This is a genomic window from Pseudoflavitalea rhizosphaerae, assembly GCF_003991355.1.
Classification (GTDB): Bacteria; Bacteroidota; Bacteroidia; order Chitinophagales; family Chitinophagaceae; genus Pseudobacter; species Pseudobacter rhizosphaerae.
Window position 1 is genome coordinate 1 of sequence record NZ_RCSU01000003.1, and the last position, 24562, is coordinate 24562.

General features: G+C 46.9%; 17 protein-coding genes. 5 read left to right on the forward strand and 12 right to left on the reverse strand.

The genetic code is table 11. The features are described 5' to 3' along the window. Nucleotides 1–60: 60 nt before the first annotated feature. The 8 genes from D9Y29_RS05880 to D9Y29_RS05915 all read right to left on the reverse strand — a co-directional run bounded on the left by D9Y29_RS05880 (nt 61) and on the right by D9Y29_RS05915 (nt 13208). Nucleotides 61–717 carry a hypothetical protein gene (locus tag D9Y29_RS05880; RefSeq protein ID WP_127125998.1) on the reverse strand — a complete coding sequence of 219 codons (657 nt, stop codon included), beginning with the start codon at nt 715–717 and terminating at the stop codon, nt 61–63. A gap of 259 nt (nt 718–976) precedes the next feature. Then, nucleotides 977–2068, reverse strand: a complete 1092-nt coding sequence (locus D9Y29_RS05885) for a TlpA disulfide reductase family protein (protein WP_127126000.1) — start codon at nt 2066–2068, stop codon at nt 977–979. A gap of 20 nt (nt 2069–2088) precedes the next feature. Continuing rightward, nucleotides 2089–3567, reverse strand: a complete 1479-nt coding sequence (locus tag D9Y29_RS05890) for a RagB/SusD family nutrient uptake outer membrane protein (RefSeq protein WP_164735280.1) — start codon at nt 3565–3567, stop codon at nt 2089–2091. 26 nt (nt 3568–3593) lie between these two features. Beyond that, complete coding sequence (locus tag D9Y29_RS05895; RefSeq protein WP_164735281.1) at nt 3594–7193, reverse strand: SusC/RagA family TonB-linked outer membrane protein; 3600 nt, start codon at nt 7191–7193, stop codon at nt 3594–3596. 203 nt (nt 7194–7396) lie between these two features. After that, a complete protein-coding gene (locus tag D9Y29_RS05900) occupies nt 7397–8599 on the reverse strand; it encodes a FecR family protein (RefSeq protein WP_127126006.1) in 1203 nt (400 codons plus the stop codon). A gap of 84 nt (nt 8600–8683) precedes the next feature. Then, nucleotides 8684–9283: an RNA polymerase sigma factor gene (locus D9Y29_RS05905; RefSeq protein ID WP_164735282.1), complete on the reverse strand. Its 600-nt coding sequence runs from the start codon at nt 9281–9283 to the stop codon at nt 8684–8686. Nucleotides 9284–9642: 359 nt separating this feature from the next. Next, entirely contained in the window at nt 9643–11454 is a 1812-nt protein-coding gene (gene yidC / locus D9Y29_RS05910) for a membrane protein insertase YidC (protein WP_241237857.1), read from the reverse strand. A gap of 104 nt (nt 11455–11558) precedes the next feature. Further along, entirely contained in the window at nt 11559–13208 is a 1650-nt protein-coding gene (locus D9Y29_RS05915) for a CTP synthase (protein WP_127126012.1), read from the reverse strand. A 622-nt stretch (nt 13209–13830) separates the two neighbouring features. Between D9Y29_RS05915 and D9Y29_RS27020 the strand changes: the two genes are divergently transcribed. Together D9Y29_RS27020 and D9Y29_RS05925 are read left to right on the forward strand one after the other, a co-directional pair. Further along, nucleotides 13831–13950: a type II toxin-antitoxin system HigB family toxin gene (locus tag D9Y29_RS27020; protein ID WP_420902509.1), complete on the forward strand. Its 120-nt coding sequence runs from the start codon at nt 13831–13833 to the stop codon at nt 13948–13950. Between the two features lie 73 nt (nt 13951–14023). Further along, nucleotides 14024–14401, forward strand: a complete 378-nt coding sequence (locus D9Y29_RS05925; protein WP_127126014.1) for a helix-turn-helix domain-containing protein — start codon at nt 14024–14026, stop codon at nt 14399–14401. A 58-nt stretch (nt 14402–14459) separates the two neighbouring features. Here D9Y29_RS05925 and proC read toward each other — a convergent pair whose 3' ends face one another. From proC to purL, 3 genes are read right to left on the reverse strand one after another with little or no spacing between them, the layout of a single operon-like run. Continuing rightward, a complete protein-coding gene (gene proC / locus D9Y29_RS05930) occupies nt 14460–15257 on the reverse strand; it encodes a pyrroline-5-carboxylate reductase (protein ID WP_127126016.1) in 798 nt (265 codons plus the stop codon). Nucleotides 15258–15267: 10 nt separating this feature from the next. After that, nucleotides 15268–16263, reverse strand: coding sequence for an ADP-glyceromanno-heptose 6-epimerase (gene rfaD, locus D9Y29_RS05935; RefSeq protein ID WP_127126018.1), 996 nt, complete (start codon nt 16261–16263; stop codon nt 15268–15270). Nucleotides 16264–16294: 31 nt separating this feature from the next. Beyond that, on the reverse strand, nt 16295–18529 hold the full coding sequence (purL, locus tag D9Y29_RS05940; protein WP_127126020.1) for a phosphoribosylformylglycinamidine synthase subunit PurL: 2235 nt from the start codon (nt 18527–18529) through the stop codon (nt 16295–16297). Nucleotides 18530–18689: 160 nt separating this feature from the next. Between purL and D9Y29_RS05945 the strand changes: the two genes are divergently transcribed. Further along, on the forward strand, nt 18690–19589 hold the full coding sequence (locus D9Y29_RS05945; protein WP_164735283.1) for a glycosyltransferase: 900 nt from the start codon (nt 18690–18692) through the stop codon (nt 19587–19589). On the opposite strand, the gene D9Y29_RS05950 is transcribed toward D9Y29_RS05945, so the two are convergent. Then, nucleotides 19586–20731, reverse strand: coding sequence for a glycosyltransferase family 4 protein (locus D9Y29_RS05950; RefSeq protein ID WP_127126024.1), 1146 nt, complete (start codon nt 20729–20731; stop codon nt 19586–19588). The genes D9Y29_RS05945 and D9Y29_RS05950 overlap by 4 nt on opposite strands. Nucleotides 20732–20782: 51 nt before the next feature. Between D9Y29_RS05950 and D9Y29_RS05955 the strand changes: the two genes are divergently transcribed. After that, nucleotides 20783–22024 carry a hypothetical protein gene (locus tag D9Y29_RS05955; RefSeq protein ID WP_127126026.1) on the forward strand — a complete coding sequence of 414 codons (1242 nt, stop codon included), beginning with the start codon at nt 20783–20785 and terminating at the stop codon, nt 22022–22024. A 153-nt stretch (nt 22025–22177) separates the two neighbouring features. Next, nucleotides 22178–24373, forward strand: coding sequence for a glutamine synthetase III family protein (locus tag D9Y29_RS05960; protein WP_127126028.1), 2196 nt, complete (start codon nt 22178–22180; stop codon nt 24371–24373). Nucleotides 24374–24562 lie beyond the last annotated feature (189 nt).

Sequence of the window (24562 nt, forward strand, 5' to 3'; positions counted from 1 at the left end):
CGAAATGAAATGTAACAACCTTTTTAGTCAGCCCCAGCTAAACTTAGCTAACCCAATATTTTAGAGACTTGTCTTCTTACTTTCCTCGTAGGTCATTTCCCTGTACCCGGTCTTGGGCAGGTCGAATTTGGAAGCGGGGACCGGATTCAGATTGATGGAAGACACCGTGTATTTGATGGTGAGCTTTCCCTGCACCAGCTCATATTCCAGGGGAAGACCGTTGAGGCTTCTGAACTGGTAATCGTAGTCCTTGTTCTCCGGAATGATATCCGAGGTGTAATACACCGTAAATACAGTACCATCTTTGAGAGTGGCTGTGGCTTTGGTACACTTGTAACCCGCAATGGTCTTGGTTTCTGTAGAATTGGTAAAAGTAATGCCGTTGTATCGTTTATTCTTTTCCACCCAGTTTTGTGGTGTCATCCGGATCAGCAGTTTCTGACCACTTACTTCGCGAAGCACCACTGCGGAACCCGTCTTGGAATCATGAATGGTGGTGGAAGAGAAAAGAGCGCTTGCCATTTCGGAACGGCTCATATTGCCTTTGATATACACAGTAGTGGTGGCGCCATCGAAAGCATCTGCCAGTTTGGGATCAGCGCTACCGGTGGAAACAGTTGCATCATAAACCATGGTAAGCTCGGAAATCCTTTTCTGCGCATTGGCAGCAACTACTAACAGGGAATAAAGGACCAGGAAGAGGGTAAATTTTTTCATGATGCTGGCACATTGGTTATTATCATAGACGGTGCGATTGGCCTTAACCGTTGTCTAAAGTAATAATAAAAAACAGATTTCTAACAAGATATGCCAACAAAACGGGGCTGACTAAAAAGGTCAGAGAGCTGGCAGTCGCTCGCCTCCCGGCGAGTGACTTGTATTTGTTCGCCTCCGGCGAACACCGCGTCGCCAGAGGCGAGCGAGTGGGCTCCCCGAAATCCTATGAGGGTAGCTTTTTAGTCAGCCCCTGCTATTTTTATTGTTTGCCCAACAACGCATCCAATTTTTTTTCCAACTGTTCTCCCCGCACATTATGACCAATCACCTTCCCTTCCCTGTCCAGCAACAAGGTATAAGGCACTCCCGACATTCCATAAGCCACTCCCAAACTTTTGGCCACAGGGCATTCCCAACCCGTAAGACTTGAAACATGATACCAGGGTAATTGATCATCTTTGATAGCTTTTACCCATTTGTTTCTTTTATCATCAATCGATACGCTGATCACAGTAAATCCCGCGGCACTGTATCGATCATATAATTTTTTTACATTCTGATTTTCGGCCCGGCAGGGGCCGCACCAGGATGCCCAGAAATCCACCAGTACTATCTTTCCTTTCAATGAATAAAGCGAAACGGGATGGCCGGATGTATCGGGAAGTGTGAAATCTGGTGGCACCTGGCCAAAATCCGTTCTGCCCAGGATATCGCAGCGCTCTTTCAACCGGTTGGTGTACCAGTTCTCCGGCGTTGCAGGGTCCAGTTCTGCCAGCAGCTGCTTCATGTCTGCATATGTAAGATGACCAGTACCTGCTGATAGGAATTCCGCGGCCATGATAGTATTGTTGTAAGTTTTTGCATATCGTTTTCGCAATGGATAAAAGAACTGATCGTATTGGGCTGACAATTTTTTCTGCAAGGCCGCTATAGCAGACTTATCCTTATTGTTTTTCATTTGCGCCCTGATCGAATTGATCTCATCATTCACCGGTGCAAGCTCCTTCAGGTATTTCGCATAAGCATCATTGCTGGGTGTACCGGTTGCCGTTATAGTCCCTGCCCAGCTTCCCTGCAGGTTGATGGTACCGGGTTCGATATAAAACTCAACCCTTTTTTTGGAGCTGCCGGTAATCAGGTAAACCTTATCACCAATGAATTTACCTGAATGACTGATTGTGAACTTACCTTCTTTGGAAATTCCCTGCTGCAGGGTATCTCCATTGAACCATTTTATTATCCATAGATTACCATCCGGCAGTCCATCGATATTCCCTTTGATAGTATAACCTTGTGCCTGTATAGCTGCTACAGAAAAGAGCAGCGCCATTAAGATGAATATTTTTTTCATTGTTCATTTCTTTTAGCGGATCAACGTGGGTTTTGTTCGATCTCCGGATTCATTTCGATATACTTGTTGAAAATTGGCCAAACCAGTTTGGGGTCGCCAGCCGGAACACTCACCATCCTTGAACTGATATAGTGCGTTACAGGCAGCCCCAGTCTCTTAATATCGAAGAGCCTCAATTCCTTTCCATATAATTCCCTTCTTCGTTGTAACAGCACTTCGTTCACTACTGCCTGTTGATCATTATTGAAATCTGCCGCCAGTTTCAACTGGTAAGTTCCTGTTTTGTATCTTTTGGTGCAGATAAGGTTCACATCATCGAGTGCTTTCTGAAGCTGGCCTGTTCTGGCGTAACATTCAGCCCTGATCATATACATTTCCGGAGTGCCGATATGAATATTATCAGCGCCGCTGGAATTGGCCCCGTCTTTTTTGTACCAGTTATTGAACGTTACATTGTACACAACTTCCTTTCCAGTTTGTTCCCCCAATGCATTGAAGCCTGTAAAACGAAGTGATCTCCGGAGATCCTGGTTGTCTATCCCGGATCCAGTGTTCACAAAATCAGGATAGAGATCATTGAAAGCTGCAGTATCGAGCACCATATAAGTATTAAGCCGGAAATTTTTGGAAGTGGTCTTATGGAGGATCACTTCCTGGTCTTCTGTGCGCGACATTCCGATCAGGTTGGCTACCACAGGCGCTCCGTTATAAAGCGTATTGAAATCGTGAAGGAAGCTGCGAATGGCGAGGGCTTTATCCGCTTCCTGCAAAGCCTCTTCATACCTGCCCATATAGAGCCAGGTGCGGGCCAGGATAGCATGTACAGCGGCCTTGCAGGGACGATGTGAATACTGCGTATAGTTATCCGGCAGATCGGGCAATGCCAGTTTCAATTCAGCAATCACGAGATCATAGATCTTCTGAACAGATGCCCTGGGCAGTGCAGGCAGGGCTGATGCATCTTCAATGATGGGAACACCAGGGTCTGTTGCTGCCGTCTGGCTATTGTAATGCTTCGCATATATGTTAACCAGGTTGAGATAAGCATATGCCCTGTGCACACGGGCCTCGGCCATCAGTTGGCGCTTGACCGTTTCATTGTCTTTCACCTTCTCCATTTCGATCAGGATGGTGCCGATCAGCGAAACGATATAATACTGGTTCTTCCAGTTCACATCGTCAGTCAGTGCTTCGTATAGCCATACCTGTTGATCGAAGGCATACAGAGCATTCACATGCTGCCTTGTGGTGGTCCAGCCAAGCCAGCGGGCAGAATCTGCATACACATCATCGGAAAGAATATCTACATGTGAACTGACCTGCGACAAGGAAAACTGGTATCGCTGGTTGTCTACATCATCCATCAGTTTTCTGAAATCACTGGTGGTTTTGGCGATGATCACGCCTCTCGGCAATTCTTCGAGGAATTTCTTACAGCCCGTAAATGTTGCGAAGAACAGCAGGAGCCAAAAAGGGATCAAAATATTTTTCAACTTCATACAATGCATTTTTTGTTCTTGCGGCCTTACAGACCGAAACGAACGCCTAAAGAATATTGTGCCCTGTTACGCACTACAAATTGCAGCGCACCATAAATGGAAGAACTGTAGGCCGGAAAATCAGGATCGATTCCTGCATCGTTTGCAACCCATACAGGTCCTAAGTTTCGGGCCTCTGCCTGAACGCGTACATCGCGGAAAGGGCCAGTCATTTTCTGTGGGAAACGATAAGCCAGCGCAATGCTTTGCAACCTGATACTGCCCGCATTCATTACATTCCTTGTATTGTATCTCGATACAAAATCAAGCAGCGTCTGGTGACTGGTATTGGTGATCTTTTCATTCAGCGAGTACATGCTGGCATTATTACCATCTTCGGGTGATTGCCACCTGTTCACCATCAATGCAGGCAGCCAGGTGAAAGATCTCGTGTAGTTGAGATAGTTATTGGCCATACTTGCTGCGGGGTAATCAGCAACAAACACGTGACCGAATTTATACAGCAGGCTGATATTGAGATCAAGCCCTTTGTAGGTGATTGTATTCGACCATTGCCCGAAATGCTTTGGGTTTCGCTGTCCAACTACTTTGAAAATATCGCCCAGGTTGAGTGTATTGTAGTTGGGAATATCTGTTACAGCATATTCCTTTCCCTGGTACATGAATTTATCGATCCCCTTATCATTATAACCTGTCCATTCTGCCGCTGCAACAAAATCCACCGGTTGATCCGGCAGGTGATAATAGAATGACAGTGTGGTATAGGCGATCAGCGTTTTATTCACCTGCGTGATATTGAAAGCCCTGTTCCGGTTAGTGCCGTAGTTAAGGCGGCTGCTCCATTTCACAGCAATATTGCGAAGGATATTGCCCTGCAAAGTGAGCTCTACTCCGGTATTGTTGATATTGCCGGTGTTGAGTGTGGCCCTGTTGTTCTGGAATCCATATGTACCGTTCACCGCAATCTGTGCCAGCACATCCTCTGCCCTCTTTGCATAGATCTCCAATCCACCGGTAAGCCGTGATTTAAAGAATGAAAAGTCCATACCAATATTGTAAGTGCCTGTACGTTCCCATGTAAGACCGGGATTGGGAGCGGTTTGTACTGCCGCATAGGGCAGCCTGGTGATTGGATCATTCCAGGGATATCCTGTAATGTAAGGACTGGCGCTTTTGTCGATATTACCATTGAAGCCATAAGACAAGCGTAATTTGAGCCTGTCTATAAAATGAAAATTGAAGAAAGGCTCATCGCTGATCTGCCATCCCAAACCAGCAGACCATTGAGGAAGATCAGTATAACTGGAGCTTTGTCCATAAAGATTGGTTTTGTCGAGCCGCACACTTGCCGTTACATCATACCTGTTACGGAAAGTATAACCTGCATTGGCATAGGTACTCACAAATCTTTCGTCGGCGCCGCCCAACTGCAGATAAGGCGTATTGGGCGCGAAGGGAATAGTATTGGTGGCGCCCTGATCTCCGGTGAGGATAGGCGGGAAAACAGTATTGAAATTGAGGTTCACGATACTGGTGAGCGATTGCGGATCGTAACCATAGTAACCATAATACACGCGATCATAATAATTGCGGCGTACCTCCATACCTCCGAGCACACGCACAGAATGTTCTCCAAAATTTCCGGTATAGGTGAGCAGCAATCTTCCATTATGCGAAAACCCGTTCGACTGGTTCTCATTCAGCATACCACCGGGAGGAATGGGATAAGATCCGTCCTGCCGCGCAAAATTGTTCACCATATTTCTCACATACCATGTATTCTCATTGAAATATTCTTTTCGAATTACATGGTCTTGCTGGTACTGATAATAAAAATCCGCCACCAGTCCTGGGAACAATGTTGCCTGGATACTCGAGAAGAGGCGAACATTGGTGGTTTTGGTGGTATTGTCCATATTATCGATATCACGTTTGAGATTCCAGTCCCAGTCGTAAGGCAACTTGTATTTCGTTGCGGTATCCTGTCTGCGCCAGTGCGGAATATTATAGTAGTTGACCATCCGGGTATAATTGCCTTCATCGTCCAGGATGCGCGACATCTGTGGAATATCGGCCAGGTCATTCACCACAACGCCATTCTTTTTGAGCTGTGATAAGAATATATTACTTCCGAAAGAGAACTTCAGCCATTTTTTGGGCGTGTACTCATCAGTAAAATTCCCGATCACCTGGAATTCAGAATTGCCTTTTGCATACTGATCATTGAAGAGACCGGAAATAGAGGTCCGCACTTTATTTACATCGCTTCCTCCCTGGAATGACAGGTTGATCTTCCTGTTGGATTCTATCTTCCGGAAGAAAAGGTCACTGAACTCATTACGTACATCAATACGCGATAATGCTTCAAGCCTGCTGTTGCCATCAGCTTCAGAAATAGTTCCCTTCTTCATATCGATCAATACGCCCATTACTTCGGGTATCTCATACCGTGAGCGGGTGTTATCATCGAGGAACTGATCAAACCAAACTTTTTCCCTGATCATCCACCGGTAGATCTCCACGGCATCCTTGCCGGAAGCCCAGGGGATCTTCGATAACCTGGGGACGGGTTGTGCCAGGTAGTCAACAGACAATTGCATCAGTGGCTGGCCTTTTTTGAAGCCGCCGGATTTTGTGGTGATCACAATCACACCATTGGCGGCCTGCGATCCCCAGATGGATGCCGCTGCTGCATCTTTCAACACCGTGATACTTTCCACATCTGCCGGATTGATCAGGGACCATGGATCAACCACACTGGAATAAAATGGCGCGCCATCCACTACAATCAACGGGTTGTTATTGCCAAATGTGCCAACACCACGGATCACGATACTCTTACTGCGCTCGCTGTTCGGGTTCTGGTCTTCATCATACTGTGTTTCGAAGAACATACCCGGCACCATTCCTTCCAGCCTGTCTTTCAGGTTGAAGCTGTTCGACCTGTCCAACTGTGCAGCTGAAATATGTGTGAAAGCGCCCGTAGCGCGCTCCAGCGGTAGTTTCTGGTAACCGGTAGAAACCACCACTACATTTGTCATCTCATCATTCAGAGCCCTGAGTACAATGATCAGCTGCCTTGCTTCAGATACTTTCAGTCTTTGTGTTTCGTATCCAACAAAAGAGAACTCCAGCACTTCACCTGGTTCTACATCTATTGAAAATTCTCCGTTACGTCCGGTGGCAGTATTCTTCGTTTTACCTTTCACTGTAACTGTGGCTCCCGGCAAGGGTGTGCCCAGGCTATCTGTAACTCTCCCGGTAACAGTTATATAGTCCGGCTTATTTTCCATTATCCCAGGCAACGAGATTCGTTGAGATGCAGGTCTGGTGCTGGTCCTTGTGAAAAGGACCGTTCTGTCTTCAATGATAAATCTTAGCGGCTGGTCTTTTACCAGCAATTCCAAAAAGTTCCGGAGGGGCATGTTCCTGGCTTCAAGGTCCAGCGGCCTGACATCTTTGAAAGTACCTTTGGGAAAGAAGACGAAATAACCTGTTTGCTTCTCAATAGTGCTGAACACTTTTTTGAAGCTGAGCTCCTTTCCGGAGATGGAAACTGTTTGCGAAGAGCCGGCAGCTGAAAGTTGTAAACAGCCAACCAGCAGGAAAAAACTTGTGATTCTCATAATTCGCAGCATTTTGGCCGGGAGACGGCATAGGGGCCATCCTCTAACCTCATTAGCAGTTTTTTGCATACATTGCATTGTTTGGTTAAATAATGAAATACTTCCGATGTGTTTCGAAAACTAAACGTTCGCCGGAAGCGCTTCCAACACTTCCGGCTTTGTTTTTATCACAGGAGACAAGGTTATAATAGGATGCAGGTTTATCAGGGCAGTACAATCAGTTTCTTTCCTTCCAGCCTGAAATGGACGCCAGACTGGTCAAGTATTTTTAGTAAGCCGTTGAGGGTAATATTCCGGCTCATCTTTCCTTCAAATTCCAAAGCAGGTATCCCCCGGGGATATTCAACAGTGATATTGTACCAGCGGCACAATTGTCGCATCATTTCTCCGAGACTGGTATTGCTGAAATCGAAAGCGCCATTTTTCCAGGCAAGCACCTTCTCTATATCCGGATCATTGAGCAGCCTGATCTGTTTTTTCTCTTCGGTATTAGCAGCCCTCAGCAACTGTGCCTGTTGAAGGGGTTTCAACACCAAAGCATCGCCATTTTTGCTTTCAACACGAATGCTTCCATCGATAAGCGTGGTGTTGATGACTGCTTCATCATCATAAGCATTGATGTTGAAGCTGGTGCCCAATACTTCAAGTTTGGAGCCATCATTGAGCTTTACACGGAATGGCCGCGATCTATCCTTCGCCACTTCAAAAAAAAGTTCACCGCTTATCTCCACATCGCGTTCATGATCGCCAAATCTGGTGGGGTAACGGATGGAACTGGCCGCATTCATCCAAACGCGCGTACCATCAGGAAGCACCAGCATAAATTGTTTTCCCCCTGGGGTACTCATGGTATTGTACAGCATCCCTGCATCAGTTCCTTCCTCCTCCTGTTCGTATAAGAGTTGGTGATTGAGTAGTCTTATCCTTGCGCCATCCTGAGTGGTAACAATACCATCCGGTAAACTGTCAAGCTCAACGATACTGCCATCGGCCAGTGTAAGCACAGCCCCGTTTGTACCAGGCATGATCACGGCAGCATTGCCATTCTGTTCTGTTAGACTGGTTGATCTGTTGCGTGTCAGCATAGGATACAGCCATATGCCGGCAGCAATGATCACCAGGGCTGCGGCCCACCAGTAGCGGGTGAGTATATTGGTCCTTTTCTTTATCTGAACAGCAGCTGCATCTTCCCTGATGCCTTCAGCAATTTGAGTGTACAGCGCCTCTTTCACATCATTGTTATCTTCAATGGCATACAGGTTCTGTTGCATTACAGACCCGATGGCTGCATCCAGTTCCTGGTCCATTTCTCCACTTCTCAGCTGATCAATGAACAACTTTCTTTCTTCGGCGCTCATGGTGCCGGTAAGAAAGCTTTCCATCCGTTTATGAAAGTCTTTTTCCATCTTACTTGTTGTTATAGCAACTTCATGGGTATTACTATAAACCCACGCGCGTGCATAAATGGTCCAGTTGAAAAGGATATTTTATTATATATTCTTTTCTATAATCAATAAAATTAAGGGGAGCAGATGTTTGTGCCTCGATGCAAAATAATTGCGCATGAACCCGAGCGCCTTCACCAAATGGTTTTTCACTGTAGCAGTTGAAATGCCCAACTGTGCGGCAATTTCATCGTAACTCAAATGTTCAAACCGGCTCAATTTGAAAACAATGGCCTGTTGTTCCGGCAACTGACCGGCAGCTTTATAAACTTCCTCGCGGAATTGCTTGATGATAGCAGCTCTTTCGGGGGAATGCACATTAACGGGTTCTGCTATATTGAGCAGCCCTTCCGCTTCATTGTTCTCTTTGATGGAACGAAGGGCAGTCTTCACCTGGTTACGGCCGATCACATAAAGGAAACCGGGCAGGTTTTCAATTTCAGGTAATCGCGTACGATTCTTCCAAACTCTGAGGAAAGTTTCCTGTACAACTTCCATAGCCAGTTGCTGGCTTTGGGTGAATGCAAGCGCTGTTGAGTAGATGGTATTGAAATATTCATCATAGAGCAACCTGAATGAAGGTTCGTGTCCTTCAGCGATGCGGTAGAGCAGTTGCCGGTTGAGCTGTGGGTCTGTGAAATGCAATTTTTTGTTATTGATGGCAGGGCCTAAAAATAAGCAAAAGGGCTGACCAAATGGTCTGCCCTTTAATTTGCCTTTGCCTTAAACTGCCTTAACCTTTTAAGGAATTCTCAACCTTTCCTTTATTTTTTGATGAATTTCTGAGATATGATCGTTCCATCCGCTAATACCGTTTCTGCAACCAGGTTAACTTGCGCAGCAGCACCCACTGCCAACAAGAATGTTGAAGGTAGAATTATTCACTGTAAAATTCACACTGGCACCTGCCGCATAGATAGCGCTCACTTCATCAACATAGCCAGTGTTCATAAGAAAAGGCGCACCGTATTTAGTGCGCCTTCTATGATAATATAACGATCAGATTACTTTCTCTGTTTGGCTTTTTCTTCAGCTATCTTTTTTTGTTGTTCCTGCATCTGTGCCAGCCTCTCCTGCCATTTGCTCTGCGTCTTCGGTTTCTTCCTGTTCTCTTCGATCTTGGCCAGGATCTTGTCGTGGTCAATGATGAAGTTCTGTATCACCCACTGCAATGCGAGTGTAATGATATTGGAAACAGTATAGTACCAGGTCAGGGCCGAAGGCAGACCGTTGAATACGAAGAAGAGAATGAAGGGGAAGATGTACGGCATGTACTTGAGCATCGGATTGTTCTGGTCCGGCGTCATGTTCATGTTATAGATAGAGATCAGGAAGCTGGTAAGAACAGCTGTGATCGTGAACAGACTGATGTGATTGCCGATACCGATGATGCTCGTTTTCCAGCTGAACAACACGTCATAGGAAGCCAGGTTATGGGCCCAGAGGAATTCTTCGCCACGCAATGCGATATTGGAGTTGAAGAAGCTATACAAGGCAAAGAAGATGGGGATCTGCAGCAATGCCGGGATACAACCACCCAATGGGTTAACTCCTGCTTCCCGGAAGAGTTTCATCTGCTCCATACCTACAGCCTGCTGATCGTTGCCAAGTCTTGCCTTCATCTTCTCGATCTCTGGACGAAGCGCTTTCATTTTGGCGCCGCTCAGGTAACTGGTATATACAAGCGGGGAAGTGATCAAACGGATACAAAGTGTGAGCAGCGCAATCACCAGGCCAAAGCTGCCGATGAAGCTTCCGAAGAAGTTGAACACAGGCATCACGATGTATTTGTTGATCGGACGCACGAATGTATACATATCACGGCCCAGGTTCACCAGCTTATCCATTTCCGGAGCGTCCTGCGCTTTCAGGATCTTGTAGTCGGTTGGACCGAAATACAATTGCATCGGCAGGGTGGCTACAGAACCGAGTGGTAATTTGGTTTGCAGGGTAGCTGTTGCTTCTGCCAGTACCGGGGATGTTTTATCCGTATGACGGAACCATCTTACTTCGCCGCCTGTGAATTTATTCTTGCTCACCAGGGTGGTGTTGAAGAATTGCTGGGCAACGCTCACCCACTCTACAGGTTTTTCAAATTTGTGATCTGTTTTATTCTGGATATAATCGAAATCATTGTCTTCATAAAAACAGATGGTAGACACCTGGCGCTCGTAGGCCACATCGCTCTCATGCTGCATCGTTTTGGACTGCCAGGTGAGGTTGATGGTGCTTTGTGTAAGCAGTTTGTCGGCCCCGTTCAGTTGAACGTTCCAGTCGATCATGTAAGCATTTGGCTTCACCACGAAAGTATGCTGGATGGTGCCATTCACGGAAGGCAGCTGGAATACCACGCTTTGGGAACCGTCCGCATTTTTGGTAACGGCTCCGGGCGTAAAGAACAATTCAGCAGTTTGTGAAGCCTGGTTGGGCGCCACATTCACTGCATAAGAGATCTTATCGAAATCAGTGCCGTTCAATACAACCAGTGAACTGTCGTTGAAGGACTTGTAGTTCTTAAGCTCTACCCTGGAGGGTCTTGCCCCTTTATTGGTGAAAGTGATCTTGAACACTTCGTTCTCCACTACGGTGAGGGCTTCCGTTTGAGGCGCCTGTACAGTAGAGTCGAATGCAGCTCTCTTAGTGATGCTGTCTTTCAGGGCAACGAGGGAATCAGCTTTCCACTTTACCAGTGCAACAGAATCATCGTAACGCTGTTTAACAGCCTGCGCCTCATTCGAGTTCTTTGTAGCAGTAAACAGGTAAACGAATAATAATACGGCTAATAACACGAAGCCAATCACCGTATTGCGGTCCATATTCATTATACTATCAATTTAGAGGGAGCAAAGATAGGGGTTTTGGCCTCCCGGCAGCCAGAAACCTGCTGAAGGCCCAGCTGCCGGAAAACCTGAGTATTTCTTTAGATCATTTCACCTTGCATGGAAGGGTTCTTCACCGCATTCTTATTTTCGGTGTATTCCCTGGCTGCCGCAATGAAGTTCACGAAGAGAGGATGTGGATTCTCCACGGTGCTCTTCAGTTCGGGGTGGTACTGAACGCCGATGAAGAATGGATGGTTGGGCAGTTCCACAATTTCTACCAGTCCGCTTTCAGGGTTCTTGCCACTGGCCACCATTCCGGCAGCTTCGAACTGGGAAAGATATTTATTATTGAACTCCCAGCGATGGCGGTGACGCTCGCTGATAGTTGTTTTACCGTAGATCTTATGCGCCAGCGTTCCTTCCTTTATCACACAATCGTAAGCGCCCAAACGCATGGTGCCGCCTTTGGCCGTTACATTCTTCTGCTCTTCCATCAGATCGATCACAGGATCAGGCGTATTCGGGTTCATTTCCGTTGAATGCGCTTCCTTCAGTCCGAGAATATCACGCGCCATTTCGATCACGCTCATCTGCATACCCAGGCAAATACCGAAGAATGGCAGGTTCTGTGTACGCGCATATTTCACGGCAATGATCTTTCCTTCCACACCACGATGTCCGAAGCCTGGAGCTACCAGCAGCCCGTCCAGGTTAGCGAGTTTCTCGGCAACATTATCATCCGTGATGAATTCACTGTGCACATTCACTACCTGCACCTTGCATTCATTAATGGCGCCTGCATGTACAAAGGCTTCCAGGATGGATTTGTAAGCATCCTGCAATTCAATATATTTTCCGATGAGACCGATGGTAACCTGGCTCTTCGGATATTTCAGTTTGTCTATGAATTCTTTCCAGCGGGTGAGTTCAGGCTCTTTGGTCTGTGTGATATTCAGTTTCTTCATACAGATCACATCCAGCTTCTCGCGCATCATCAGTAAGGGAACTTCGTAGATGGTGGGCGCGTCGGCTGCTTCGATCACCGCTTCTGTTTTCACATTACAGAATTGCGCAATCTTACGGCGCAGTTCAGTACTGAGCGGTTTTTCCGTTCTGCACACGATGATATCAGGGTGAACACCTTCCTGGCTCAGCATTTTCACGCTATGCTGGGTTGGTTTTGTTTTCAGTTCTTTGGCGGCTTTGAGATAAGGGATCAGCGTGAGGTGGAGCACCACAGTGTCTTCTTCAGGAAGTTCCCACTGCAACTGGCGGAGCGCCTCAATGAAAGGTAAGCTCTCGATATCACCTACGGTACCACCGATCTCGGTGATGATGATATCGTATTCCTTGCTTTGGCCCAACTGGAGCATTCTGCGTTTGATCTCGTCCGTTATATGCGGGATCACCTGAACGGTTTTACCGAGATAAGCCCCTTCCCTCTCTTTGTTGATAACGGTTTGATAGATACGGCCGGTAGTTACGTTATTGGCCTGGGAAGTGAAGATATTGAGGAAACGCTCGTAGTGGCCGAGGTCGAGATCGGTTTCGGCTCCGTCTTCCGTAACATAACACTCACCATGCTCATAGGGATTCAATGTTCCCGGATCCACGTTGATATAGGGATCTAATTTCTGGATCGTCACGCGCAGACCTCTTGCCTGAAGCAATTTGGCCAGCGAAGCTGCAATAATCCCTTTACCTAATGAAGAAGTTACCCCTCCGGTAACAAAAATATACTTGGCCATATTCTATGGTTATTTTACAAATTCGTCTAAGGTTGTGAAAACTGGCTGACCAGGACAGGTATAAACAAAAATTGTCAGCTACATCGTATCCGACGTCCAACTCATTGCATCATACTTTTGTCTTGATTGACTACCCCATTCCCATTGACCAGCGGGAATCAAATGAAGAATAATTCCGGGAGGTCATGCAAAGTTACAATTAATCTCCTTCCGGAAAAAATTCCAGTTCAATGCAGGGGGAAAAGATGGGGAGAAATCCGGTTTGATCTTAGCGTTTTAATCCAATCAGGCTGAAAGAAGAATAGGTAGGCGAATAATGATTGGTTTTGGATCTAACCAGTTGCGGGGTTTGTTCAGCTTTATCGTTCTTAGCTGAATGGAGGGCTGTAATCAACACAATTTCAACGGCCAGAATAAATAAACTTATCCTATCGGTCTTCATAGATATTGTTGGTTCAGGAATTACTTTATATTAACTATTAACGTTAGAGGAGGCAGTTTATTATATGTGTCAAAAGGCATCCAATAACGAATTGAAATATTTCAAAAAAAGAAATTTTATTTCATTTTTTGAAATTAGCTTCTTACTTTTGAATCATAATGAATTCCTTCTGTTGATGCAGTGGGGAATGACCTGTATGTATTCAACATTAAGGGCAATGACTATAGGCTAATTGTCCGGATTATTTTTCGGGTGAGAACTATTTATAAAATTTGTAGGCACGCACAAGGAATACGATAAGGTTAACCTGGATGACCTCTAAAATAATTCAGGCCAAGCGACCACTAAAGTGTAGTCTTATCAAATCACTGTTATGGTAAATCGTACAATTAAGATCGGAAACGAAAAGGAATACAATGCAACAATGCAAAAAATTGATGCATTGATGAAGAAGGGAGAAAAGAATTTGACAAATCAGGAAGCCTCAACATTAAGAACACTGGCTTTAGCTGCGCAGGCATACGAAAAAAGCATATATGCCATCCCAGCTCCTACAACACTGGAAGGTCTGATTGAGTTAAAAATGTATGAACGAAAACTCAAACAAAAAGAGTTAGCCCGTCTGTTGGGCATGGGAGAACCCAAACTGTCACAGATCATGAGCAGGAAAAGAAAACCTGATGTGGCATTTCTAAAAGCTGTTCATAAATTATTGGGGATTGATGGCAACCTGCTGCTTGATTTTGCATAAAATACAAAAAGCCTGAAAAATTCAGGCTCTTGTAAATTCATAATGAATTTTAAGTCTCTTAATCCTTCTGTATCTTATCGTAACTCGCAACAATCCCCTTGATCAGCGAAGAGCTGAAACCCTGGTGTTCCATTTCGTTCAAACCCGCAATGGTACAACCCTTTGGGGTAGTAACCTTATCGATCTCCTGCTCGGGGTGAGCGCCTTTCTTCAATAACAGTTCAGCAGCCCCTTTCACGGTTTGCGCAGCAATCAGGCTGGCAGTGGCCGCATCGAAACCGATCTCGATCCCTCCCTGGATATTTGCACGGATATATCGCATCGCATAAGCAGTTCCGCAGGCGCCCAGTACAGTGGCCGCATCCATCAGTTTCTCATCGATCCAGACAACACGACCGAGCTGATTGAACAGGTCTTCGATATAGCTGACATGCTCATTTGTTACTTCATGAGCAGAAAGGCAGGTCATGCTTTCCTGGATAGCGATGGCGGTGTTCGGCATCGCGCGAATGATAGCTAGTTTTTTTCCAACAGCTTTGAGGATCTGATCGATGGAAATGCCGGTAACAACGGATACCAGCACATGTTTTTGAGGATCGAATACAGGTTGCAGTTTGCCCAGCACATCGTTCACCTGGAAAGGCTTCACCGCCAGGACTACCAGGTCAGCAAATCGAACGGCTTCCTCATTATTATCGCTCACCAGTACTCCCTTTTCTGCCAGCGGCCCCAGGGTTTTGGTATTGCGCTTGGTGATGAGGATATGTTCGGGAAGGGAAAAGCCGCTGTTGATCAGCCCTTCGGCGATCGCGGTCCCGAGGTTTCCGCCACCGATGATGGCAATTTTTCTGCTCATTGCATGCTGTTTAATAGTATTCCCCTGCACTCAGGTAATTTCTCACGTAATCATCAACCCCATCTTCCAGGGAATAGAAGGGCGCTGAATAGCCGGCCTTTTGGAGTTTGCTCATATTGGCCTCCGTGAAATACTGGTATTTGTCGCGGATATCTTCCGGCATATCAATATACTCAATCTTTGAATGCCTGTCAATCCCCGCAAACGTTGCATTCACCAGGTCTTCAAAAGATCTGGCTTTGCCGGTGCCGAGATTGTACAGTCCGTTCTCTACCCTGTGTTGTGCAAAGAACTGCTCCATTAGCCAGTAGCAAACGTTGATCACATCTTTCACGTACACGAAATCGCGCAGTTGCTGTCCGTCCCTGAAATCAGGACGATGGCTTTTGAACAACTTCACCACACCATTGCTGCCGATCTGTTTGTAACTATGGAAGATCACGCTGGCCATGCGGCCTTTGTGATATTCATTGGGACCATACACATTGAAGAATTTCAGTCCGGCCCAGAATGGCGGTTGCTTCGTTTCTTTCAATGCCCATTTATCGAATTCATTTTTGGAGATGCCGTAAGCATTCAGCGGCTGCAGCTTGTAAGGCAGCTCATGATCATCGTCATATCCAAACTCACCATTGCCATAAGTGGCTGCAGAAGAAGCATACACAACCGGAACATTGTTGGCCGTGCAATATTCCCAGACCTTCTTTGAATATTCTACGTTGAGATGTTCGTGAATGGAATAATCGAATTCAGTGGTATCGGTTCTGGCGCCGATATGGAAAATGAAATCGATGGAGGGCTTGTTTTCTTTCAGCCAGTCGAAAAACTCTTCACGATCCACTTCTGTAGTCCAGCGCTTGCCGTCGAGATTCGGGGTTTTGTCTTCCCTTGAAAAATCATCTACCAGGATCAGGTTGTTGAAACCATGGTGGTTTAAGTAGCCTACAAGGCAGCTGCCGATGAAACCGGCAGCGCCTGTAACTACGATACTCATATTCTTGTCCATGCTTATAAATTGAGCAGATGGAAGATTGTTATTAGAGAGCGCTCATGGCATGCTCTGCCTCATGAGCTGCGAGCAGGTTATGGATGGCATCATCATATTTCTGTTTCCATCCGCTGATGGGCCCCCAGAAATTGCCGTCTACATCGATACCGCCTTTGGTAACAGCACCCAGCTCTTCAGCAGGATGATTACCCAATGTTTTTTTGAAAGCATCGAGTTTAGCCGGACTAACGCTCACCACTACCCTGCTTTGTGCTTCACCGAACCAGTAAGCATCTTTGCGGATGCCGTCATCAGCAGCTTTAACAGCAAAACCGAGGTTACGGTTGAAACAGCTTTCCATCAGGGTGATGAAGAGGCCGCCTTCGCTTACATCATGTGCGGACTCGATCACGCCGGCTTTGATCAGTTCAGCTACTTTCTGCTGGAGCGTGAATTCTTCTTCCAGGTCGAAATGAGGAGCGGAACTGAATTCCACACCATGTACCTTATTGATGTATTCAGAAGATCCGAGGTCTGCGCGGCTTTTACCGATGAGGAAGATATGATCCCCTTCAGCTTTGAAGTCGAGCGTCATCTTCTTGTTCACGTTATCGAGTAATCCTACCATACCGATGGTTGGAGTAGGATAAACAGGACCTTCAGGATTTTGGTTGTAGAAAGAAACGTTACCGCCGGTCACTGGCGTATCGAATTTGCGGCAGGCGTCGCCCATACCTTTGATAGCATTCACGAACTGGTAATATACTTCAGGATCGTAAGGGTTACCGAAGTTCAGACAGTTGGTAACACCGAGAGGTTCACCACCACTGCATACGATATTGCGCGCTGCTTCCGCCACTGCGATCTGTGCTCCTTTATAAGGATCGGCAAATACGTAACGGCTGTTACAATCCACGGTCAGCGCCAGTCCTTTGTTAGTCGGTTTGGCTACAACCACTGACGCATCGGAAGGCGCATTCGTGGAGGCATTACCGGTACCTACCATGCTATCGTACTGAACATATACCCAGCGTTTGCTGGCGATGTTGGGGATAGTAATGATCTGCTCTGCTACGCCACGGAGATCAGTGGGAACTTTCACGCTGTCTGCATTGAAAGCCGCGATCTTCTGCAGGTAAGCAGGCTCTTTGTATTCGCGCGTATATTGAGGAGCGCCGCCACCGAGCACGAGTGCTTCAGCAGGGAGGCTCGCATCCAGTTCTCCATTCATGTAGAAATTGAGGAGGCCGTCTCCGGTTACTTCACCGATCACCGAGCAGGGCAGGTCCCATTTCTCGAAAACCTGTTCTACCAGGTGTTCCTTTCCTTTTTCCACAACCATCAACATACGTTCCTGGCTTTCGCTGAGCAGCAGTTCCCAGGATTTCATGTTTTTCTGACGGGTAGGCACTTTATCCAGGTCGATACGCATACCCACCCCGCCTTTGGCGCTCATTTCCGCAGTGGAGCAGATGATACCTGCTGCGCCCATATCCTGCATACCTACAACGGCGCCGGTTTGGATCACTTCCAGGCAGGCTTCGAGGAGTTTCTTTTCCTGGAAGGGGTCTCCCACCTGAACGGCGGGCAGGTCCTGTGCGGATTCAGCAGTGATATCGGCAGAAGCGAAGCTGGCGCCGCCGATACCGTCTTTACCGGTAGCGGACCCCACGAACATCACGGGATTGCCGATACCTTCAGCAGTAGCGGAAACAGTTTCTCCTTTCTTCACGATGCCTGCACTGAAGGCATTCACGAGGGGATTGGTATGATAACATTGTTCGAAGTAGATCTCGCCGCCAACTGTGGGAACGCCGAAGCAGTTACCATAGTGGCCGATCCCGTGAACTACGCCGGCCAGCAGGTGCTGGGTCTTTGCTTCGGCCAGGTTGCCGAAACGGAGCGAGTTGAGGGATGCGATGGGTCTTGCGCCCATGGTGAAAATATCGCGGTGGATACCACCAACGCCGGTAGCGGCGCCCTGGAAGGGCTCGATGGCGGAAGGGTGGTTATGTGATTCGATCTTGAAAACAACGCCGTAGTCGTCACCGATGTCCATCAATCCGGCATTTTCCTCGCCGGCCTTTACGAGCATCTTTTTGCCTTCACGGGGCAGGGTTTTCAGCCACTTGATGGAGTTTTTGTAGCTGCAGTGCTCGCTCCACATGCCGCTGAAAGCGCATAGTTCATTGAAATTGGGGGTACGTCCTAATTTTTCTTTGATCAGTTCAAATTCCTCTGCTGTCAGGCGCAACTGCTGCGCCGTTTTTACTGTTATTTCCATGAAGTGATTTTTTGGCCGGCCCGGAAGGCTCCATCATGTGGAACACGGTATGGACCAGGGAGGTGCAAAAGTACGAACCACTATGCAATCTTATTTATAAATTTATCCTTTGTTAGCGCCTTCTATGAGAATTGCATTTGTCCACAACAACCAGGCATTTATGTCTGAAACCGAAGCCTATCACAGGTTCTTTGGCAGATATGGCATTGATACGATACACGTAAACAAGGAAGAAATAAAAAATACCCCCTGCGATGTGGAATGGCGCTACATGGGAACCGACCTCTCTCCACGCCGCCGCGGCGTACTGAAGGTGCACGAATACAGTTCCACCTCTGTTCCGCCCTGGCGTAAACTCAAGGACCTGGGCAAGAAATGGCTCAATGTGGAACCGGATTACAGGCTTTTCCTCAATGAATATGTAAAGAAAAGCCTGAGATTCGACGACGATGTTCCATTCGGTTTCCGCGATATGGGTATCCAGGAACACTGGTTCAGCTATGCTGCTTCCCCATCTTCCAATGAATTCGATTTTGTATATCTCGGCGATCTCAGCCCGCTTCGGGAACCGGAGAAACTGCTCGACTGCTTTGCTGCCGGCAATCTGAAAGAACGCAGCCTGCTGGTGATCGGAAAAGAATACCAGGCATTGAAAGATAAATACCATTCATCGTCCAATATCAGGTTCGTTGGCCCGCTGCCTTATGAAGAAGTTCCAGCCCAGCTGAAGCGCGCAAAGTTCGGTATCAATTTCATGATGGACAAAGAACCACTGAACCAGCAAACCAGCACCAAACTGCTGGAATACCTGGCAGTTGGTCTGCCGGTGGTGACCACGCATTATGACTGGGTCATGCGGTTTGAACAACAATATGGAGGAAGTTATTGCTATGTGAAGCAGGACCTCTCGGATCTCAGCTGGGAGCGTGTCTGCGGAATGGTTTACGCGATTCCTGATCTCAGCAACTGGACCTGGGAACAACAGATCCGGGGTTCGGGTGTGCTGGACCTGATAGAAGATCACTGGGGAGGTACTTTTGATGATGATCTTAGTTTCTAGTCGGCCAGGTCTGCATTCAATGTGCCGATATATTCGTCTATGACTTTTTCTATCCCGAATTTTTTGATGATCAGTGAACGTCCGTTCTTGCCCATCCTGGCGCGGTCTTCGGCAGGCAGGTTGATGATCTTTTCCATTTTATCTGCCAGATCGAAGGGATCCTGGTTCTTACAGATATAACCGGTGGAATTGTTCAGCACCACTTCCTTACAGCCACGGTTGAACGAAGTTATGATAGGCAGCTCCATGCTGGCTGCTTCCATCAGGCAGCGCGGTACGCCTTCGTTATAAAAACTGGGGAACACGAAACAGTCGGCATGTTCCAGGAAGGGGCGCACATCTTCTGCAAAGCCCCTGTACTCGATCAATCCCTCCTGCCCCCAGCGCTGCAGATCTTCCGTTGTGATGGAATCAGGGTGATGCGATTCAAAGAAACCGATCAGTTCGAAGCGGACATCATAATTTTTCTTCCTGAGGATGCGGGCTGCATCAGCATAGATGCCGATGCCCTTGCTACGAAGCAGCCGGGTACTCATCAGGAAAGTAAACACATCATCTTTTTTCTTTCCGGATTGAAAGGACGGAGAAAAGAAATCCGTGTTCACTCCTTCGCCCGGCAAAACTTTCGCTTTCTCGATATTCACGATCTTCTCGGTAATGAAGATCTTGGCATCTTCGTTATTGAGGAACCAAACTTCTTTGGTATGGCGCAATGCTTTTTTATAGAGGAACTTGAGTGTGTAATAAAGCCAGTTTCGTTTCGCGAATGGATAACCGAGTCCTGTGATCACCGCCACGGATGGGATCTTCACTGCATTGGCGGCAAGTGATCCATAAATATTCGGCTTGGCCACATAATGGAAAATGAAATCAGGACGGTATTGTTGATAAAGGCTTTTCAGCTGGCGATAAAAGAACCAGTCGGAAACCGGGTTGGCTGTTTTATTATTGAAGTCGATGGGCAGGAAATGACAACCAGCTTCCTTCAAGTGGATCGAGTAGTCGTCGTCAGGCGCAATGATCAATACCTTGTACCCCTGGTCAAGCAGGCAACAGATAACGTCCATCCGGAAATTATACACAGACCATGCACTGTTGGATACGAATGCAATCAGTTTATTTTTTGCTGGATGCCGGGTCATTGTTTGAAATTGCGTCAAAATTATAATTTATAGAATATATTTAGCCACCGGATGCTCACAATATTGTACATAATAGTGCTAACAGCCGGCTTCGCCTGGTTGCTGCAACGCATGTTAAAGAACAGGTCCGTTATCCTTTCCTATAACGAACTGATCATGGTTTTTGGTGTGAAAGTCTTAGCCGCGGTAGGTTATGGCTATATTTTCTTACACTATTTTGGAGGGGATGACACCTGGTTATTTCATCAGCAGGGCATACAGGAAAAAAATCTCTTGTTTAATCATACTGCTCAATTCTTTGCTGATTTTAATCCACTCCTCCCCTTTGAGCGTCACGATACATTTTCTGCGGGTTTCAGAAACATGCTGAGCGACTGGGAATATAATCTTACCATAAAGCCACAGGCGATCTTCAACATCTTTAGTGGTGGCAATTACTATATAAATATAGTTTTTTTTAGTTTCATAACATTCTGGGGACATTACTGGTTCTTCGAATTGCTGGTAAAAATTTTTCCGGCTCAAAGGAAATGGTGGCTGTTATTGGTTTTCTTTTATCCCCCGGTCATTTTCTGGCTCAGCGGATTCAGGGGCGATGCCCTCCTTTTCTTCTTTATCACGTTGACGCTGAACCGCGGTTATCATTGGATGAAAACCAGGTCAGGCTGGTCCATGGCATGGGCAGTCCTGGGACTTTTGGGTGCATTCATCATGCGTGATCCCGTAGCCATGTTGATTGCTCCTTCCCTGTTATGCATGTTTATTACGGTAAAGTATAGACTACGTTCATGGAAAGTATGGGCGGTTGTATATGGAGCCGGTATACTGCTCTTTTTTGCCAGCGCCTGGATCTCACCGGAAAAGAACCTGCCTCAAATGGTGGTTAACAAACAGGCGGATTTCTTTGCTTTGAAAGGGAATACCGTTTTTCAACTGGACACCCTTACTGCGGATGTTCGAAGTTTTGCAACCGTATTACCACAGGCGGTTTTGAATGTCTTCTTCCGGCCTGCTCCCTGGGAGACCAGGGGCCCCCTCCAACTGGTAGCATCGGCAGATATTTTATTCTTCTGGGGATTGTTCCTGTATATTTTATATAGGAACGGGGGTAATCTGAAATTGCAGTTCACCCATCCTTTCCTGCTTTTCTTATTGATCTTCAGTGTGAGCTATTCCATTTTCATCGGCTATACCGTCCCATTCCCGGGAGCTATTGTGAGGTATAAGATCATCCCCGAGCTCTTCCTTTTGGCCTGGCTCACCGCCTCAAATAATAAAAAACTACATATTTAGCTTTCAAGACTTCCGGACGTTAGTTTTTCGATGTTTGTCGCAAAAAATTGACTTATTTTCACAGTTTCATCAAAAATATTCACATAACGGGCAAAATATTTCTCTAAACGGGCAATAGATCGTTTATTTGCACAAAGCAAAACACACAAATTAATGGAATCTTTACGTTTTAAAGCCATCAACGACCTGTCTACTCAGTCTAATGGCCATGCCGCTGCGAGTAGAACGAAGATTACCGGAATTTTCGGGGAAAACGTATTTACACTTAAGACTGCCCGTGAATATTTAAGTGATGAAGCCTACAAGAGCCTTGTTGCTTCCGTTAAAGGCGGGAAGAAGCTGGACCGTGCAGTTGCCAACCAGATTGCTGCCGGTATGCGTCAGTGGGCTGAAGGCAAAGGTGTAACGCACTACTCACACTGGTTCCAGCCTCTCACTGGTACAACGGCAGAAAAACATGATTCCTTCTTTACACTGAAGAGTGATGGCAGCGCAATCGAAACATTCGACGGGGACGGCCTGATCCAACAGGAACCTGATGCATCATCTTTCCCCAACGGCGGCATCCGTGCAACTTTCGAGGCACGCGGCTATACTGCCTGGGACCCCACTTCCCCCGCCTTCATCATGGAGATCGGCGAAGGCAAAACACTTTGCATCCCTACCATCTTCGTTTCTTACACCGGCGCTACGCTGGATTACAAAGCTCCCCTGCTGAAATCAGTAGAAGCCCTGAACAAAGCTGCAGTAGACGTTTGTAACTACTTCGATAAGAATGTTACCAAAGTAAATGTCACCCTCGGCTGGGAACAGGAGTATTTTGTGATCGACGAAGCCATGTTCAACGGCCGTCCTGACCTGGTAATGAGCGGCAGAACTGTATTCGGACACGCGCCTGCAAAAGGACAACAATTAGAAGACCACTACTTCGGATCAATCCCTGAAAGAATTTATGCTTTCATGAGAGACTTCGAAGAAGAAAGCTATAAACTGGGTATCCCCCTCCGTACACGTCACAATGAAGTGGCTCCTGCACAGTTCGAGTGCGCTCCTATCTTCGAAGAAGTGAGCGTAGCTGTTGACCACAACACCCTCCTGATGGATATCATGGACCGTGTTGCACGCCGTCATAAACTTCGTGTACTCATGCACGAGAAACCTTTCGCAGGTATCAACGGCAGCGGTAAGCACAATAACTGGAGCATGGCTACCGATACAGGTGTGAACCTCCTGGCTCCCGGCAAAACTCCGAAGACCAACCTGATGTTCCTCACCTTCTTCGTGAACACCATCAAAGCGGTTCATGATTATGCCGATACACTCCGCGCTTCTATCGCTTCTGCCGGTAACGACCACCGCTTAGGCGCAAACGAAGCCCCTCCTGCCATCATCTCCGTATTCATCGGTCAGTTCCTGGCCAAAGTGCTGGAAGATGTGAAGGAAAGAGTAGGCGACAAATTCGATGAGCAGGACGAAGCCATCCTGAAACTGGACCTCCACAGAAGCATTCCTGAACTGCTGCTGGACAATACCGACCGGAACCGTACTTCTCCTTTCGCGTTCACCGGTAACAAATTCGAGTTCCGCGCTGTAGGCTCAACCGCCAACTGCGCAAACCCAATGACCACCCTGAACACCATCATGGCTGAGACCCTGAAGAACTTCAAGGCTGAAGTAGATGGACTGATCGAGAAAGGTGAGAAGAAAGAGATCGCTATCATGCACGTGATCCGCGAGTACATCGTAAGCAGCGAGAAAGTTCTCTTCGAAGGCGATGGTTACAGCGATGAATGGCACCACGAAGCTGCACGCCGCGGTCTGCCCAATATCCCCACCACTCCGCTGGCGCTGGATGCAATGGTTACAGACAAAGCCAAGCACCTCTTCGAAAGCAATAACGTACTCACACATGTTGAGCTGGAAGCACGCCACGAGATCGAACTGGAAAAATATATCAAGCGCGTACAGATCGAAGCCCGCATCATGGGTGAGCTCTGCACCAGCCATATCCTGCCTGCTGCTATCAAGTACCAGAATATCCTGATCAACAATATCAAGGGTCTGAAAGAAGTAGGCCTGGCAGAAGAATCTTTCGCTAACCAGAAACAGATCCTGGTGAAGATCTCCGAGCATATCAACAAGGTGAGCGACCTGGTTGAGAAGATGATCGAAGCAAGGAAAATAGCAAACGCTATGACCAATACCCGCACCAAGGCTATCGCTTATCAAAGCCAGGTGAAGGATGCTTTCTTCGATGCGATCCGCTACCATGTAGATAAGCTGGAACTGCTGGTTGCTGATCAGTACTGGCAACTGCCTAAGTATCGTGAAATGTTATTCCTGAGATAAAGCGTATCCAATTATCAGGTAACTGAAAGCTGGTACACTGACATGACAAGCAATGGGCTGCTCCCGGGAGGGGGTAGCCCTTTTTAATTTCAACCACCTAAATAATTGATTTTAAGAATTTTAATCAAGAAGGGTCCAGTTTTCATTACAAAAAAGACCGATATTATTGCAGTATAAATACCAAAAAAT